This window comes from Cupriavidus sp. YAF13 (assembly GCF_052113425.1).
Classification (GTDB): Bacteria; Pseudomonadota; Gammaproteobacteria; order Burkholderiales; family Burkholderiaceae; genus Cupriavidus.
Genome location: NZ_JBFRDD010000035.1, coordinates 65,818 through 81,397, shown reverse-complemented (window position 1 = coordinate 81,397; position 15,580 = coordinate 65,818). Strand labels below are relative to the sequence as shown.

General features: G+C 66.0%; 13 protein-coding genes. 8 read left to right on the top strand and 5 right to left on the bottom strand.

Annotation, left to right across the window (positions count from 1 at the left end):
• Positions 1–7 precede the first annotated feature (7 nt).
• Positions 8–2,152 carry a hydantoinase/oxoprolinase family protein gene (locus AB4061_RS25900; RefSeq protein ID WP_441638878.1) on the bottom strand — a complete coding sequence of 715 codons (2,145 nt, stop codon included), beginning with the start codon at positions 2,150–2,152 and terminating at the stop codon, positions 8–10.
• Positions 2,153–2,540: 388 nt separating this feature from the next.
• Between AB4061_RS25900 and AB4061_RS25895 the strand changes: the two genes are divergently transcribed.
• The 3 genes from AB4061_RS25895 to AB4061_RS25885 all read left to right on the top strand — a co-directional run bounded on the left by AB4061_RS25895 (position 2,541) and on the right by AB4061_RS25885 (position 5,719).
• Positions 2,541–3,854: a hemolysin family protein gene (locus tag AB4061_RS25895; protein ID WP_441638876.1), complete on the top strand. Its 1,314-nt coding sequence runs from the start codon at positions 2,541–2,543 to the stop codon at positions 3,852–3,854.
• A gap of 256 nt (positions 3,855–4,110) precedes the next feature.
• The gene (locus tag AB4061_RS25890) at positions 4,111–5,457 is read left to right on the top strand and encodes a GGDEF domain-containing phosphodiesterase (protein WP_441638874.1); all 1,347 of its coding nucleotides are present in this window, start codon (positions 4,111–4,113) and stop codon (positions 5,455–5,457) included.
• A gap of 130 nt (positions 5,458–5,587) precedes the next feature.
• Positions 5,588–5,719: an entericidin A/B family lipoprotein gene (locus AB4061_RS25885; RefSeq protein WP_006163387.1), complete on the top strand. Its 132-nt coding sequence runs from the start codon at positions 5,588–5,590 to the stop codon at positions 5,717–5,719.
• A gap of 45 nt (positions 5,720–5,764) precedes the next feature.
• On the opposite strand, the gene AB4061_RS25880 is transcribed toward AB4061_RS25885, so the two are convergent.
• The 4 genes from AB4061_RS25880 to AB4061_RS25865 all read right to left on the bottom strand — a co-directional run bounded on the left by AB4061_RS25880 (position 5,765) and on the right by AB4061_RS25865 (position 10,520).
• Entirely contained in the window at positions 5,765–7,429 is a 1,665-nt protein-coding gene (locus tag AB4061_RS25880) for a phospholipase D family protein (protein WP_441638872.1), read from the bottom strand.
• An 85-nt stretch (positions 7,430–7,514) separates the two neighbouring features.
• Entirely contained in the window at positions 7,515–8,159 is a 645-nt protein-coding gene (gene eda / locus AB4061_RS25875) for a bifunctional 4-hydroxy-2-oxoglutarate aldolase/2-dehydro-3-deoxy-phosphogluconate aldolase (RefSeq protein ID WP_441638870.1), read from the bottom strand.
• Positions 8,160–8,230: 71 nt separating this feature from the next.
• The gene (locus tag AB4061_RS25870) at positions 8,231–9,166 is read right to left on the bottom strand and encodes a sugar kinase (protein WP_441638868.1); all 936 of its coding nucleotides are present in this window, start codon (positions 9,164–9,166) and stop codon (positions 8,231–8,233) included.
• 85 nt (positions 9,167–9,251) lie between these two features.
• Positions 9,252–10,520, bottom strand: a complete 1,269-nt coding sequence (locus tag AB4061_RS25865; protein WP_441638866.1) for an amino acid deaminase — start codon at positions 10,518–10,520, stop codon at positions 9,252–9,254.
• A 148-nt stretch (positions 10,521–10,668) separates the two neighbouring features.
• On the opposite strand from AB4061_RS25865, the gene AB4061_RS25860 reads away from it, so the two are divergent.
• From AB4061_RS25860 to AB4061_RS25840, 5 genes are all read left to right on the top strand, one after another.
• Positions 10,669–11,562, top strand: coding sequence for a MurR/RpiR family transcriptional regulator (locus AB4061_RS25860; protein ID WP_441638864.1), 894 nt, complete (start codon positions 10,669–10,671; stop codon positions 11,560–11,562).
• 2 nt (positions 11,563–11,564) lie between these two features.
• Positions 11,565–13,058 carry an N-acyl-D-amino-acid deacylase family protein gene (locus AB4061_RS25855; RefSeq protein ID WP_441638862.1) on the top strand — a complete coding sequence of 498 codons (1,494 nt, stop codon included), beginning with the start codon at positions 11,565–11,567 and terminating at the stop codon, positions 13,056–13,058.
• Between the two features lie 47 nt (positions 13,059–13,105).
• The gene (locus tag AB4061_RS25850; RefSeq protein WP_441638860.1) at positions 13,106–13,498 is read left to right on the top strand and encodes a RidA family protein; all 393 of its coding nucleotides are present in this window, start codon (positions 13,106–13,108) and stop codon (positions 13,496–13,498) included.
• 116 nt (positions 13,499–13,614) lie between these two features.
• Positions 13,615–14,976 carry a GntP family permease gene (locus AB4061_RS25845; RefSeq protein WP_441638858.1) on the top strand — a complete coding sequence of 454 codons (1,362 nt, stop codon included), beginning with the start codon at positions 13,615–13,617 and terminating at the stop codon, positions 14,974–14,976.
• Positions 14,977–15,246: 270 nt separating this feature from the next.
• Entirely contained in the window at positions 15,247–15,579 is a 333-nt protein-coding gene (locus AB4061_RS25840) for a hypothetical protein (protein ID WP_441638856.1), read from the top strand.
• The last annotated feature ends 1 nt before the right edge of the window (position 15,580 follow it).

Sequence of the window (15,580 nt, the reverse complement as noted above, 5' to 3'; positions counted from 1 at the left end):
TGTCTCCTTACTTCACTTCTTTAAGGTGGAAGAGGTGATGCTTGTCGAGCGTGGTGGCAAAGCCCTCGGGAACGACGAAGGTGGTGGCGTCCGACTCGATGATGGCCGGCCCGGTGATGGTGTTGCCGGGCAGCAGCGCTTCCATCTTCCACAGCACTGCGTCGTGCCACTGCTTCTGGCGATACAGCGGACGCGTTCCCAGCCGTGCTTGCGCGGGCGGCTTCGGCCCGCCTTCCGGGTCTTCCGGCAGCACCGGCTTCTGGGTAATCACCATGCCGCGCACGATGGCGCCAGTAACGGAGAAACCCAGCTCGGGCGAGCGCGCCGAACTGGCGTACACGCGGCCGTAGGTTTCCTCGAAGGCATCGACGATCTGGTCCCAATCGCCCGCTGTGGCGGCATTGACGATCGGGGAGCTGATTTCCAGGTCGTTAAGCTGGCCCATGTATTGCATGCGGTAGCCGGGCCGCAGGATGACGTCTTCTGCCTTGAAGCCGTTGATCTTGAACTCCTCGATCACCTTGGCGGCCAAGTCCGACCACGCCTTCTGGATGGTTTGGGCCGCCCGGGCCTTGTCCTCCTGCGCAGCATCCTGTGGCAGCGCCAGGTCAACGCTCTTGTCATAGCGGTACTCGAAGTCCGCGCAAGCACAGCCGAACGCCGAGAAGCCCGCCGCCCAAGCCGGCACGATCACATCCTTGAAGCCCAGCCCTTCGGTGTAGCCATAGGTATGGACAGGCCCGGCCCCACCGTAGGAGAAGCAGACGAACTCGGTCGGGTTATAGCCCTTGGCGCTTACGTTAGAACGCAGGTACTCGCGCAATTGCAGGTCGAGCAGCTCGATCACGCCGGCCGCGGCGTCTTCTACCGACAAACCCAGCGGCTCGGCGATCTGCGCCTTGATATGCTGGCGCGCCCGATCGACATCCAGCTTGATGGCGCCGCCAAGGAAATTGTCGGGATTGAGGTAGCCCAGCACCACATGGCAATCCGAGACCGACACCGTGTCCAGCCCGCTTTCCGGCCAGCAGGTGCCAACCCGATAACCCGCGCTGTCCGGGCCGAGCTTGATGGCGCCGCTATAGGGGTCGAGCCGCACGAAGCTGCCGGCGCCTGCGCCCACCGAGTCCATCGTCACCAGCGGCAAGGACAGCACCAGCCGCGCCATGTCGGGATCGGCGGCGATGGCGAAGTTGCCCTTGGTGATGAGCGCCATGTCGAACGAGGTGCCGCCGATGTCGGAACAGGCGATATTGTCGTAGCCCAGGGTTTCGCCCAGCAACTTGGAGCCGATCACGCCGCCGATCGGTCCGGAGACGATGGTGCGCGCCAGTTCCTTGGCCTTCCAACTGATGGTGCCACCGTGGGTGGCCATCACCCGCAGGTCGAACTTGGCACCGTGCTTCCTGAAACGGTCGCTGACCTTTTTCAGCGTCTGCCGCGAGGGCTCGGCCGCGTATGCCTCCAGCACCGTGGTGTTCATCCGGTGGCTTTCCTTGCGCTGCGGGTAATAGTCCACCGAGGCGAACACCGGGATATCGGCGCCGAGCTTTTTGAGCTCGTCACGCGTGATATCTCGCGCCTGCTGCTCGCTGTTGCCGTTCTTGTGCGATTGCAGGAAGCAGATCACGACGGCCTTGGACCCCGCCGCCACCAATTCACGTGTCGCCTGACGCACTTCATTTTCGCGCAGCGGGATCACGATCTCTCCCTGCACGTCGGTGCGTTCGGTCACRCCGCGGGTACGCGACAGGGGCACCAGCGGTTCGTCGTAGCGATGCGTGTTGAGATGGATACGCTCCTCCAGCGCGTAGCCCAGGTAGCTCTGGATTGCCCGCCCCATCGAATGGACGTGCTCGAAGCCTTTGTTAACCATCAGGCCCACGTCCAGCCCCTTGCGCTGCACGACGCGGTTGAGCATCGCCGTGCCCGAGTACACGCAGGTCAGCAGTTCGGGGTACACGTCGTCGACCCCGCGCTGCCAGTGCGCAAGCGCGTCCTCCGAGGAGTTGAAGATGGCCAGGGATTCGTCTTCCGGGTTGCTTTGCGCCTTGCCGACGACGAACCGCCCGTCGCCGCGCACAAAGAAGGTGTCGGTCATCGTGCCGCCGGCGTCGATGCCCATCACCTGGACTTGTGATTGCACTTCCATACTTGTCTCCTTGCTTTGTCAGCGTTCACGGCGGCTGCCAGGCAGCGCCGTTGCCAAACTCACCGCATGGCACGGTGGTTCGGTGGCAGTAATGCAACGGCTGTGCCAACTGCTGGAGAAAAGTACTTTTTGTTTTATATCAATGGGATAGCGAATATTTCAGGTGAATGGCCGGAGCGGGAAGCGACTTGCACCGTCTCGAACGTCGTGTTTTCGAACGGGGGCGCCGTTCGGTTTTCATGCTGCGCCCAGGTGACGGCTCGGTCGGTGCAAAGTGCAGCAAGGGGGATGGGCACGGCAATCCCGGGAAGCCCGCAGCGGCCCTGACACACAGCAATGTTATGCTTTGGCCCTCGATAACTCCTGCGCGCACAGGGCGCGCACCCTGATGGAAATTGCCATATTACTGGCGCTGATCCTGATCAACGGCCTGTTCGCGATGTCCGAAATCGCCTTGATGACAGCCCGCAAGGCCCGCTTGCAGCGGCGCATCGAAGAAGGCGACCGCGGCGCGATCGAAGCGATCAAGCTGGGCGAGGATCCCACCCGATTTCTGTCTACCGTCCAGATCGGCATCACCTCCATTGGCGTGCTAAACGGCGTCGTTGGCGAATCCACCCTGGCGCAGCCGCTCGGCGCCTGGCTCCAGGGCTTTGGCATTCAGGCCTCGACCGCCGGCTGGGTGGCAACCACCATTGTGGTGGCCGGCCTGACCTATTTCTCCATCGTGCTGGGCGAACTGGTGCCCAAGCGCCTTGGCCAGATGGCCCCCGAAACCATCGCGCGCCTGGTCTCGCGCCCGATTTCCTTCCTCGCGCTGGCCTCCACCCCGTTCGTCAAGCTGCTATCCAGCTCAACCCGGCTGGTGCTGCGCATGCTTGGCGTGAAAAGCGGCCGCGGCCCGGCGGTGACCGAAGAAGAGATCCATGCCCTCCTGGTGGAAGGCTCGGAAGCCGGTGTCATCGAGCAGCACGAGCACACCATGGTGCGTAATGTGTTTCGCCTGGATGACCGCCAGCTCACCTCGCTGATGGTGCCGCGCGGCGATGTGGTCTGCCTGGACGTGGAAGTCCCGCTGGAAGAAAACCTGCGCCGCATCGAGGAGTCCGATCACTCACGCTTCCCGGTGGTGCGCGGCGGCATGCACGACATGCTGGGCGTGGTCAGCGCCCGCCAGTTGCTGGCGCGCCGCCTGCGCGGCGAGCCTACCGACCTCGCCGCCGTGGCCCAGGCTCCGGTGTTCGTGCCGGAAAGCGTGACCGGCATGGAACTGCTGGAGAATTTCCGCGTTTCCGGCGGCCAGATTGCCTTTGTCATCGACGAATACGGCGAGGTGCTAGGCCTGGTGACGCTGCAGGACCTGATCGAGGCCATTACCGGCGAATTCAAGCAGGATGGCGTCGGCGAGGAATGGGCCGTACAGCGCGAGGACGGTTCCTGGCTGCTCGATGGCCTCATTCCCATCCCCGAACTGAAAGACCGCATTGGCCTGCGCCAGGTGCCGGAAGAGGACAAGGAGCGTTACCACACGCTGTCCGGCATGCTGCTGTTGCTGTTGGGCCGCCTTCCGCAGACCACCGACACCGTGCGCTGGGGCGACTGGAAGTTCGAGATCGTGGACATGGACGGCAAGCGCATCGACAAGGTACTGGCGTCGCGCGTGCTGCCCGACGACGGCGCCGACGCCGAGACCACCGGCTGACCGCCATACCCGCCTGCCGCCGGAACCTGATCTCCGTCAAGCCCCGGCGAATCCGCACTATCCCTGTGTCCACCACGCTTCGGGCGGCGCCTGCTCTACCGTATGATCGTCACTGTGCCGCGCCATCCCTGACGCCGGCTTGAGGGCCAGGTCCCCGAGCCAGTGCGCCGATGGCGCGGCGGTTGCCGCAGCCAAGGCATGGCGGCCCGCGCTCATGCCACCGTGCGGCGAAATCATGCTGCCCACAGGGACCCCAATGCATCCAGACGCAGACGATGCCGTCCGCTCGCCGGAGGTGGACCCTCATGAAAAATGCGACTTCGTGGCTGCCTTGATGGCGCGGCGGCAGATGCCGCTGGCCACGCAGCGGCGCTTCGCGGTGCTGGTGATCCACCTCGATCGCTTTACCTACGCTAGCGAAACGCTTGGCGCGGCGCTATCGGCGCAGCTACGCGCGCAGGTGGCGGCGCGCATAGCCGCGCTGGCGCTGCAGGCCGAAGTGACCTGGCTAGGCCAGGCGGACATCGGTGCGCTTGTGGCGCTGGCCCCGCAGCGACAGCTGGCGGCCGACCTCATGGAAGCAGCGACGCGCCTGGCGCGCGCCGTGGCCGCTGGCCTGGCGCGGCCATTCGTGCAAAACGGGTTCGAGCTGTTCCTGTCCAGCAGCATTGGCGTGGCGCTGGACGAACCCGACAAGCCGGCGGAGCGCAGCCTCCATGAGGCCTATGACGCGATGCTGCGCGTACGCAAACGCGGCGGCGACGGCGTTGCCGGTGGCGCCATTACCACCCCTGCATCACTTTCCACACCGCTCCTGGCCGCCCTGCCTTTTGCCTTGGCGCGCGGGCAGATCGCGCTGAACCTGCAGGCAAGGGCATCGCTGGCCACCGGTTGCGTGACTGGCTATACGGCCCGCCTGCGCTGGCAGAGTCCTGAGTTGGGGCGTGTCGCGCCGCAAGACTTCCTGCCCGCGCTGGAATCTCTTGGCATGATGGGCGAGGTGGCACGCTGGCTGATGGAAAACGCCCTGCCCCTGCTGGATTGCCCGGGCGTCGCCGACCCGGTGGAGCTATCGTTGCTGGTTTCCAGCGCCCAGTTGCACGGCACCCCGCTGATCGACACCTTGCTGCGCATGCTGGCAGCACGCAAGCTCGACCCGGCAAGGATCTGCCTCGAGATTCCCGGCGAGGCATTGTTGGCCGRCGACCACGTTGCCGCGGCCAAGCTCGCCACGTTGCGCGGCGCGGGCCTGCGGTTTGCCCTGAGCGACTTTGCCGACGCGCCCGGCGGCACGTCAACACTGGAGCGCCTGCAACCCGATTTACTGACGTTCAACGCGCGCTGCATCGGCAGCAGCGAGCAGCCAGAGCAGCCGGGCCAGGCCGGCGCCGCCGCGCGGCTGCAAGCCGCTTGCGAACAGGCATGGCGCCTTGGCCTGCCAGTCTGTGCCAAGGGCGTCGAAACTCGGCACCAACTGGCCGAAGTGCAACGTTGGGGCTGCTGTGCCATACAGGGATACTTGCTGGCGCAGCCCTTCCCGGCTCACTGGCTGGCGCAGACACATGCTGCAATCTGCGCACGCGCGCGTGAATTGCTGACCTAGGTCGCAGCGCTTGCCCGCGCCGCGCCACAGTCTTGGCACGATCGGTTACAAAATGGCACGCATCGTGCTTCAATAGAGCACCGCGACAACGTAAAATCGCGGCAAATTCAATGACCGAAAGGAGTCTGGCGTGAAAAAAGGATGGATCTTCTGCGTTCTGTTTGCCACCCTGCTGGCTGGCTGCAACACCATGGCCGGCCTGGGCCAGGATATACAGAAGGGTGGCCAAAAGCTGGAAGGCGCAGCCGATCGCAGCAAGTAAGATGCGCTGACGGCACCGGAGCGCCAGGCATGGCGCTCCGCGGCGTCACAACAACTGCTCAGGCGTGAATGGCGCAAGTACGTCGATCCACAAGCGCTTCTGCCAGCTTGTATCCGGCTCGGTATCGGACACCACTGCCTTATCCCCCTTGCCATCCACCCACTGCACCGCGCCCTGATCGGACAAGCGCAGCAGGTAGCTGTTGTCGTCGATCGCCCCCGCGAACAACTGCGCGACTTGCTGCGCCAGCTTGGCACTATGGATGATCAGGCCCGTCTCCGTGTTCTGGCTGGCCGAGCGCGGATCAAAGTTCATCGATCCCACAAACAGGTTGGTCCGGTCGGCGACGGCCGCCTTCACATGCAGGCTAGCCTGCGAAGACGTGTAATCCCCGATGATTTGCCGCGGCCGGCCGGGGCGCGACTTGAGCTCATGCAGTTCCACCCCCGCGCGCAGCAGGTCGGGCCGATAGCGCCGGTAGCCCACATGGACGATGGGCGCATCGGTGGCGGCCAGTGAGTTGGTCAATACCCGCACCTTGACGCCCCGCTTGACCAGATCCGCCATCCACGCGACGCCGCGGTCGCCCGGGATGAAATAGGGGGAAATCAGGATGATCTCCTGGCTCGCCCCGCTCAGCATGCGGCCCAGCTCCTGGCTCATGGTCTCGCCGCCGGCTGGCGCCTGGTCCGGCGCGGCTTTGCTCGGCGCGTCGACCATCACGCTTGCCGATGCCCATTCGAGAGCCAGCTTGCCGCCAGCCGTGAACTGGCGGCCCAGGAAGCTCTCCCGCGCATCGATCTTGCCGGGAGGCGTCATGCCCAGTGCTTCGATGCGCTTGCTATCCGTCTGCGTGCCGACGAGGGCCTGCTCGGGCCGCGCCGCGCTAGTGCCGGAGGCGGAGGCCGCGTCCGCCGCCTCCGCCGGGGTTGCCAGGACTTCCACCGGCACGGCCAGCGGGTTGTTCCAGTATCGGTCGAATGCGGCGGACAGCCGACGTACCGCGGGGCCGGCAGCGATCACATCAAGGTCGACGAAATTTGTGTCGGGAGCGCGCAGGAAATAGGCGTTGCCGATATTGCGCCCCCCCGTCATGGCCAGCGCGTTGTCGGCGATAAAGGCCTTGTTGTGCATGCGGCGGTTGAGCCGGCGGACATCGGTGGCGGACGAGAGCATCCGCGTCAACTTGGAAAATCGCCCCGCAGGAAACGGGTTGAACATGCGTACTTCGATATTGCGATGGCCCGCGAAGCGCAGGAAGGCGCGATCCTCGCCGTCGCTATGCAGGTCGTCCACCAGCACGCGCACGCGCACGCCCCGCTCGGCCGCTGCCCGCACGTGCCGCAGGATCTCGCGGGATGATTCGTCGGCCTCGATGATGTAGTACTGCAGATCCAGGGTGCGCGTGGCATGGTCAGCGAGCGAAATCAGCGTACCGTAGGCTTCTTCTCCAGAGGCGATCACATGAAAGCCGGACAGCGCCTGATCGGGCGAGCTCTGCGCAACCAGCCGCCCGAGGGCGGTGGTCGCCGGATCTGCCAGCGCTGCGCTCTGCTCGCGCGGCGCTTCCTTGGGCAGGCTGGCGCACCCCTGGGCAAACAGGATGCTCGCGCAAATCAACACGCGGCCAAGCCGCTGGGCCAGTATTGCGCCGCGGCGGCGGGAAACTGCCATGCCACGCGGGGCCGGACCGGCCAGTTGCACAGCCATGCTGCCTCCAGCAGTCGGGATATGCCAAGCTTATAACCTGGCGCGGCGGCCCGCTATCCGCCTTTGTCCGACGCCTTTGGGGGCTTCAGGCGGACTTGCGCAGTGCAGCAGCCTCCTGCGCCAGTGTGCGCACCCGCGCCCAGTCGCCCTTGGCCACCGCATCCTTGGGCACCACCCAGGATCCGCCAACGCAGACCACATTGGGCAGCGCGAGATAGGTTGGCGCGCGGGCAAGGTCGATGCCGCCCGTCGGGCAGAAGCGCAGCTGCGCGAACGGCCCGTAAAGCGACTTGAGCATCGGCACGCCGCCCGACGCTTCCGCCGGAAAGAACTTCAGGAACTTGAAACCGGCTTCCATCGCGGCCATCGCCTCGCTGGCGGTGGCTACGCCGGGCAGCAGCGCCACGCCCGCACCCTGCGCGGCCACGGCCAGCGCCGGCGTGAGCCCGGGTGAAACCGCGAACTGCGCGCCGGCCTCGCTCACGGCCTTCAGGTCGGCCGCCGTCAACACCGTGCCCGCGCCTACGCAGGCTTGCGGGAAAGCTGCCGCCACCGCCTTGATGGCGTCCAGCGCCACCGGCGTGCGCAGCGTGATCTCCAGCACCGGCAGGCCGCCGCCGATCAAGGCTTCGGACACATGCAGGGCTTCGTCCACGGAGGAAAACTCGAGCACCGGGATCACCGGCACGTTAACGAGGCGTTCGATCAGCGAGGTAGATTGGGTTTGCATGGCAGTGGATCTTCGGTCAGGTCGGACGATTGAACTTAGAGCTAGGGCTTGATGGCTTGACGGCTTGGGAATCAGGCAATCACGGAAACCGACTGCGCCATTCGCGCCAGCACGGTTTCTGTGGAGGGGATTGGCGCCACGGCACCATAGCCGGTGGTGGACAGCGCGGCCGCCACGTTGGCGTAGCGCGCGGCATCGAACGGATCGTCGCCGGCGGCAAGGCGCGCGACGAAGCTGCCGCCAAAGCAATCGCCGGCCCCGGTAGCATCCACCGGGCGCACCACGTACGGCGGCACCAGCGTGCGCGCCTCAGGCGTGGCCACGTACGCGCCCTCCTCGCCCAGCTTCAGCGCGACCAGCCCGATGCCGCAGCCCAGCAGATAGTCGACGATGGCGTCGCGGTCATCGAGGCCCGTGAGCACGGTGATGTCGTCCCAGCTCGGCAGGCACACATCGGTCAGTGCGAAGGCCTCGCGCATGATGCCGCGCGCGCGCGCCAGGGTCCACAGGCGCAGGCGCAGGTTGGTGTCCAGCGTGACCTGGCAACCGGCCTTGCGCGCATGCTCCATTGCCGCCAGTCCTGCATCGCAGGCACTGGTGCTGATGGCCAGGCTGATGCCTGACACATGCAGGTAGCGCGCTTCGGCGATGGCATGGTGCGGGAGGTTCTCGTGGCTGTAGTGGCTGGCCGCCGAGCCACTGCGCAGGTAGTCGAAACGGTGCCCGTGCGCGTCGTGGGTGACGAAGTACACGCCTGTGGGCGCGCCCGCGTCGATGCGCACGTGGCGGGTATCTACCCGCTCCTGCGTCCACAGCGCCAGCAGCCGCTCGCCGAAGGTGTCCTCGCCCACCGCGCTGATATAGCCGGCGTGGGCGCCCTGGCGCGCCGCGGCGATGCAGAAATTGGAAGTGTCGCCGCCAAAGCCCTGCAGGTAGCGTGCGGGATCGTCGGGCTGCTGGTTGAACTCAACCAGCGCTTCGCCGAAGGCGAGAATGTCGATGCTCATGGTGCAAGCGTCCCCTGTTGTCGCTGTCGTTGCTGTTGTTGCTGTCGTTGCCGTTATGGCTGTCTTTGCTGCTGCGTGCGGCCGTTCAGAAAAACGTCTGCACGAGATCGATCACGCGCAGGTCGCCGTCGAGCACCGGAATGTGGCGCCACTTGTCGAAGGTAAGACAGGGATGGGAAATATCAAAAGCCACCATGTCTCCGACCTGGATATCGTCGCCGGGGTGGATCGCCAGATAAGCGTGCTGGTCCATCATGCCCGTCACCTCCCAGTGCGCGGGCACCGCCACCGGCGCGCTCGCACCGGGCCGGTAGACCTGCGCCGGGATCGGCATGCCCGCATCGAAGGCGGCGTCGCGCTTGCCCATGCCGATGATGGCGCGCTCCGGCTCGGGAATCGACTGCACATAGGCCCACAACTGCAAGGCCGGCAACAGGCCCTCGCGCATCTTCTGTGCGACCGGGTTGCTGGCCAGAATCCGTCTTTGCGCGGCGCGGTAGATGCCCACGTCGTGCGTGAGGTAGCAGCCCGGGCGCAGCACGATGTCGATCGGCGCGCCGATATCGGTGCGGGCGAACTCCTCCGCCACCACGTCGTACCAGGCCGAGCCCGCGCCGGACATCACCACCGGGCTGCGGCCGAAGCGGCCGGCCGCGAACAGCTCGCGCGTCACCGCCACGGTGCGCCGCAGGAAGTCGCGGATATCGGCCTCTTCCTGGAGCACGCCCTCGTAGATTTCCACGCCGGCCAGCGACAGCACGCCGGGCCAGCGCGCCAGCGCCGCCAGCACCGCTTCTTGCTGCTGCGCACCGCGCACGCCGGTGCGCCCGCCTGGCACGCCCAGTTCCAGCAGGACCTGCAGCTTCTGGCCGCGTGCGCTGAAGTACGTGCCCAGCTGGTCCACCAGCGCAGCCGAATCCACCAGCGTAAAGAACTCGAAGTCTGGATCACGCAGCAGGTCGGCCACGATTTCCATATTGCGCCGGCCCACCAGCTGGTTGGCCATCAGCACGCGCCGCACGCCGTGCGCGTACGCGGCGGCAGTCTGGTGTGCGGTGGCCAGCGTGATGCCCCATGCGCCGGCGGCCAGCTGGCGCGCGAACAGCTTGGGCGCCATGGTGGTCTTGCCATGCGGCGCCAGCTGCACTCCGTACTCGCCCATGAAGCGGCGCATCCAATCCAGGTTATGCGCCAGGCGTTCTTCATACAGTACGGCGGCCGGCAGGCTGAGGTCTTCTGCCAGCAATTGCCAGCCCACCTGGCCGGCTGCGTCGGGTGCCAGCGGGGCGTCGAGCTTGCCCAGCGCCTTGTTGAGCGGATCGATCGTGCCGGTTTGGTACTTTATTTCACGCATGCTGTCATCATCCTGCAAAATTCCGATTGACGTAATGATAGCCTTGAAATTACGATATTTCACCCTTGTTATAAAGTAACATTCAAAGCTGGCTCCAGAGCGACATTGCGCCCCGGGACGGCTCGCCCCCACCATTGACCCGCCAACCATGTCCGCGCCCTTCGACATCCTGACCCGCATCGCCGAGCGTGGCCCGACGCTACGCCTGGCCGAGCAGAAGGTCGCCCAGGTGATCCTGCAGGACCTGGCGGGCGCCGCCGCCACCAGCATCAACGAGCTGGCGCGGCAGGCCGGGGTAAGCGAAGCCAGCGTGACCCGCTTTGCCAAGGCCATCGGCTGCCGCGACGTGCGCGACCTCAAGCTGCGCCTGGCGCAAGCCACGGCCGTGGGCCAGCGCTTCCTGCAAGCGGAGGTCGCCCGCGCGGCGGAGCCGTCCCCCGCCACGCTGGCCGACAGCATTCATGCGGATATCCTGGACTCTCTTGAGGTCAATCGCAAGCTGATCGATCCCGACCATATGGAGCGTGCGGCGCGCCTGTTGCTGGAGGCGCGCATGGTCTACGCTTTTGGCATGGGTGGCGGCTCGTCCTTCATGGCCGACGAAGCGCGTTACAGGCTGGCTCGGCTGGGCCGTCCCGTCGCCAGCTACCAGGACGCGCTGCTGCAGAAGATGGTGGCAGYCACCTTGCACAAGGACGATGTCGTGCTTGCGTTCTCCGCCACGGGCAACGTGCCCGAGATGCTGGCCAGTTGCGATATTGCCCGCGAATACGGCGCGAAACTGGTGGCCGTGACCGCGCTGGGCTCGCCGCTGGCGGCACGCGCGGACGTGCTGCTGCCGGTGCGCACGCTGGAAACGGATTTTATTTTCAAGCCCTCGGCCTCGCGCTACGCGATGCTGCTGGTCATGGACGTGCTGGCGACCCAGCTCGCCCTGCTGCAGCAAGACCAGAGCCAGGACAACCTGCGCCGGCTCAAGTACGTGCTCGACGCGCACCGCGGCACTGGCGCCACCGATAGCCGCCAGCCGCTCGGAGACTGACCATGCCTGAACTGTTCGATACCCTCATCCGCGGCGTAACCCTGCTCGACGGCTCCGGCGCCGAGGCGCGCCTGGCCGACGTGGCGCTGCGCGCAGGGCGCATCGCGCGCATTGCCATGCTGGAAGACGGCGGCGATGCCATCGACCCCGGCAGCGCCGCGCATGTGGTGCAAGGCGCGGGCCTGGTGCTGGCGCCGGGCTTTATCGACGTGCACACGCACGACGACACCAACGTGGTTCGCCAGCCCGAGATGACCCCCAAGCTATCGCAAGGCGTCACCACGGTGATCGTCGGCAACTGCGGCATCAGCGCGGCGCCCGTCACGCTGCGCGGCGAGCCGCCCGACCCGATGAACCTGCTCGGCACCGCCGCCGCCTTTTGCTACCCTGACTTCGCCGCCTATGCTGCGGCCGTGCAGGCTGCCCGGCCCGCAGTGAACGTGGCCGCGCTGGTCGGCCATACGGCGCTGCGCAGCAACCACATGGACCGGCTGGACCGTACCGCCACCCCGGCCGAGATCGCGGCAATGCGCGCACAGCTGCAAGAAGCGCTCGACCATGGTGCCATCGGCCTGTCCACCGGCCTGGCTTATGCCAACGCCTTTGCCGCCACCACGGACGAAGTGCTGGCGCTGGCCGAGCCGCTGGCGCACGCGGGCGCGCTCTATGCCACCCACCTGCGCAGCGAGTTCGCGGACATCCTGGAGGCGATGGATGAAGCCTTCCGCATCGGGCGCCATGCGCGCGTGCCGGTGGTGATCTCGCATATGAAGTGCGCTGGCCTGGACAACTGGGGGCGCAGCGGGGAAGTGCTGGATGCGCTGGAGCGCGCGCAACGCTGGCAACCGGTGGGCTGCGATTGCTATCCCTACACCGCCAGCTCCTCCACGCTCGACCTGAAGCAGGTCACCAGCGATTTCGACATCATGGTGACCTGGTCCGAGCCGCACCCCGAGATGGGCGGGCGCCTGCTGGCCGATATTGCGGCCGAGTGGGAGCTAGGGCTCGAAGACGCCGCGCGCCGCCTGCAACCCGCCGGCGCGGTCTATCACTGCATGGAAGACGCGGACGTGGACCGCATCCTGAGCCATCCCGCCACGGTGGTGGGATCCGATGGCCTGCCCAACGATCCGCTGCCGCATCCGCGCCTGTGGGGCGCCTTTCCGCGCGTGCTGGGCCACTACGCCCGTGACCGCGAGCTGTTCCCGCTGACGGTCGCGATCAACAAGATGACGGGCCTGTCGGCCGAGCGCTTCGGCCTGGCCGAGCGCGGCCTGGTGCGCGAAGGCTACTGGGCCGACCTGGTCCTGTTCGACGCCGCCACCATCCGCGACGCGGCCAGCTTCACCGATCCCATGCAGCCCGCCGAGGGCATCGCTTGCGTGTGGGTCAACGGCGAGCTGTCGTGGCAGCGGCGCAAGCCCACCGGCGCGCGGGCCGGCCGCTTCCTCGCGCGCACAAAGCCTGCCGGGGCCAGCGCGGCACCGGCACAGTAACCATCCCATTCCCAATTCCCAATTTGCAATCTGCTTCAGGAGTCCCCATGGATATCAAACGATTTGGCGTCGAGGGCGGCGCCGGCACCGGCGGCCAGCACATGCCGTTTTCCCGTGCCGTGCAAGCCGACGGCTGGCTCTACGTGTCCGGCCAGGTGCCGATGGTGGCCGGCGAGGTGATCGACGGCGGCATCGTTGCGCAGACCCACCAGGCCATCAAGAACGTGCTGACCATCCTGGCCGAAGCCGGCTACGGCACCGAGCACATCGTGCGCTGTGGCGTGTGGCTGGACGATGCGCGCGACTTCGCGTCGTTCAACAAGATCTTCAAGGAATACTTCGGCGCCAACCCGCCCGCGCGCGCCTGCGTGCAGTCAAGCATGGTAGTGGACTGCAAGGTCGAAGTGGATTGCATCGCCTACAAGAAGCCGGCTGCCTGATCCCGGGCCAGCCAGCCACGAAGACCTGAACCGGCCGCCGCCAGCGCGGCCCTTTTCATAGCGGAAGCGAGGGAGCCCCGCCGGAGTCCCGGCGGACCTCGCACAAAGGAGACAACATGGGCGCCGTAACCGGAACCACCCTTTTGCTTTACGCGTTGATCGCGGTGATCGCACTGGTCGTGCTGATCGCGAAATTCAAGCTCAATCCCTTTATCACCCTGGTGGTCGTCTCGGTACTGCTCGGCTTTGCCGTGGGCATGCCGATGGGCGACATCGTCAAATCGTTCGAGGCCGGCGTTGGCGGCACGCTCGGCCACATCGCACTGGTGGTGGGCCTGGGCACCATGCTCGGCAAGATGATGGCGGAGTCCGGCGGCGCCGAGCGCATCGCGCGCACGCTGATTGACGCCTTCGGCGAGAAGAACGTGCACTGGGCCATGGTGACCATCGCCTTTATCGTCGGCCTGCCCGTGTTCTTCGAAGTGGGCTTCGTGCTGCTGGTGCCGATCGCCTTCAACGTGGCCAAGCGTACCGGCACCTCCATGGTGCTGGTGGGCATCCCGATGGTGGCCGGCCTTTCGGTGGTGCACGGCCTGATCCCCCCGCACCCCGCCGCGCTGCTGGCGGTGACCGCCTACAAGGCGGATATCGGCAAGACCATCCTGTACGCGCTGATCGTGGGCATTCCCACGGCGGCTATCGCTGGCCCGCTGTTCGCCAAGCTGATGACGCGCTACGTGACGCTGCCGGATGTGAATCCGCTGGCCGCGCAATTCACCGAGGAGGACGAACGCGTCCAAGCCTCGCATGAGCTGCCGGGCTTCGGCATCACGTTGTTCACCATCCTGCTGCCSGTGCTSCTGATGCTGATCGGCAGCTGGGCCGACCTCATCACCACGCCCAAGAGCTTTGCCAACGACTTCCTCAAGCTGATCGGCAACTCGGTGATCGCGCTGCTGATCGCCGCGCTGGTGAGCTTCTACACCTTCGGCAAGCGCCGCGGCTTCACCCGGGAGAACATCCTCAAGTTCACCAACGAGTGCGTGGCGCCTACCGCCATCATCACGCTGGTGGTCGGCGCGGGCGGCGGCTTTGGCCGCGTGCTGCGCGATTCGGGCATCTCCAACGCCATCGTCGACGTGGCCACCGGTGCGCATGTGTCGGTGCTGCTGCTGGGCTGGCTGGTCGCCGTGCTGATCCGGATCGCCACCGGCTCCGCTACCGTGGCCATGACCACGGCCGCCGGCATCGTCGCGCCGATCGCCGCCAGCGTGCCTGGCACCCGGCCCGAGCTGCTGGTGCTGACCACCGGTGCCGGCTCGCTGATCCTGTCGCACGTAAACGACGGCGGCTTCTGGCTGGTCAAGGAGTACTTCAACATGACCGTGGCCCAGACCTTCAAGACCTGGTCAGTGTGCGAAACGCTCATCTCGGTGATCGCCCTGCTTCTGACCCTGGCACTAGCCACGGTAGTCTGACCATCCGGGCAGGCTCAGGCCGGGTGTCCGCAAGGCGCCCGCCAAAAGGGAGGAGACACATGCGGTGTCCCTCCCTTTTTTACGCCGCCCGCAATGTGCTATTGTGTGCGCCGCAGCAAATCATCAGCGCCCCGCGTTTTTCCCCTGCCGCTGCCATAGCCCGGTCATCACCCGTCGCGCCGACAAGGTGTCACAAATCTTTCATACTGCGAAGCAGGCCCGGGTTTCCCCCTAGCGCTAGAATCGAGCCCCAACCGGAGGAAAAGAACCATGCCCAAGAAACTCAGGAAAACCGAGGACGCTGTCCCGGCCACCACGACCGCGCCGGGCCTGATCGCTCTGCTCGACCACATTGCCAATGCCACCGCGCAAGGCCAGCTCGATCCCGAGTTCGCCCGCAAGCTGGGCAAGCGTGTGCGCAAGGAAGCCGACGCGCTGATTGAAGACCAGGCGTACTCGAACGCCCACGGCACGCAGATCAGGGCCGCTCTTGCCACGCTGGAAGAAGCGGTATCGGATAGCGAAGGCGGGCTGCTGGGCAAAGCCGTCAAGCGCCTGCGCGATGCCGACAAGCGCGCCGCGGAATCCACCACCGCCAAGTAGA

Excerpts from the sequence above, each read along its gene's own strand:
- AB4061_RS25895 (WP_441638876.1), top strand. The coding sequence starts at position 2,541 with ATGGAAATTGCCATATTACTGGCGCTGATCCTGATCAACGGCCTGTTC.
- AB4061_RS25880 (WP_441638872.1), bottom strand. The coding sequence starts at position 7,429 with ATGGCTGTGCAACTGGCCGGTCCGGCCCCGCGTGGCATGGCAGTTTCC.
- AB4061_RS25870 (WP_441638868.1), bottom strand. The coding sequence starts at position 9,166 with ATGAGCATCGACATTCTCGCCTTCGGCGAAGCGCTGGTTGAGTTCAAC.
- eda (WP_441638870.1), bottom strand. The coding sequence starts at position 8,159 with ATGCAAACCCAATCTACCTCGCTGATCGAACGCCTCGTTAACGTGCCG.
- AB4061_RS25850 (WP_441638860.1), top strand. The coding sequence starts at position 13,106 with ATGGATATCAAACGATTTGGCGTCGAGGGCGGCGCCGGCACCGGCGGC.
- AB4061_RS25840 (WP_441638856.1), top strand. The coding sequence starts at position 15,247 with ATGCCCAAGAAACTCAGGAAAACCGAGGACGCTGTCCCGGCCACCACG.
- AB4061_RS25865 (WP_441638866.1), bottom strand. The coding sequence starts at position 10,520 with ATGCGTGAAATAAAGTACCAAACCGGCACGATCGATCCGCTCAACAAG.
- AB4061_RS25855 (WP_441638862.1), top strand. The coding sequence starts at position 11,565 with ATGCCTGAACTGTTCGATACCCTCATCCGCGGCGTAACCCTGCTCGAC.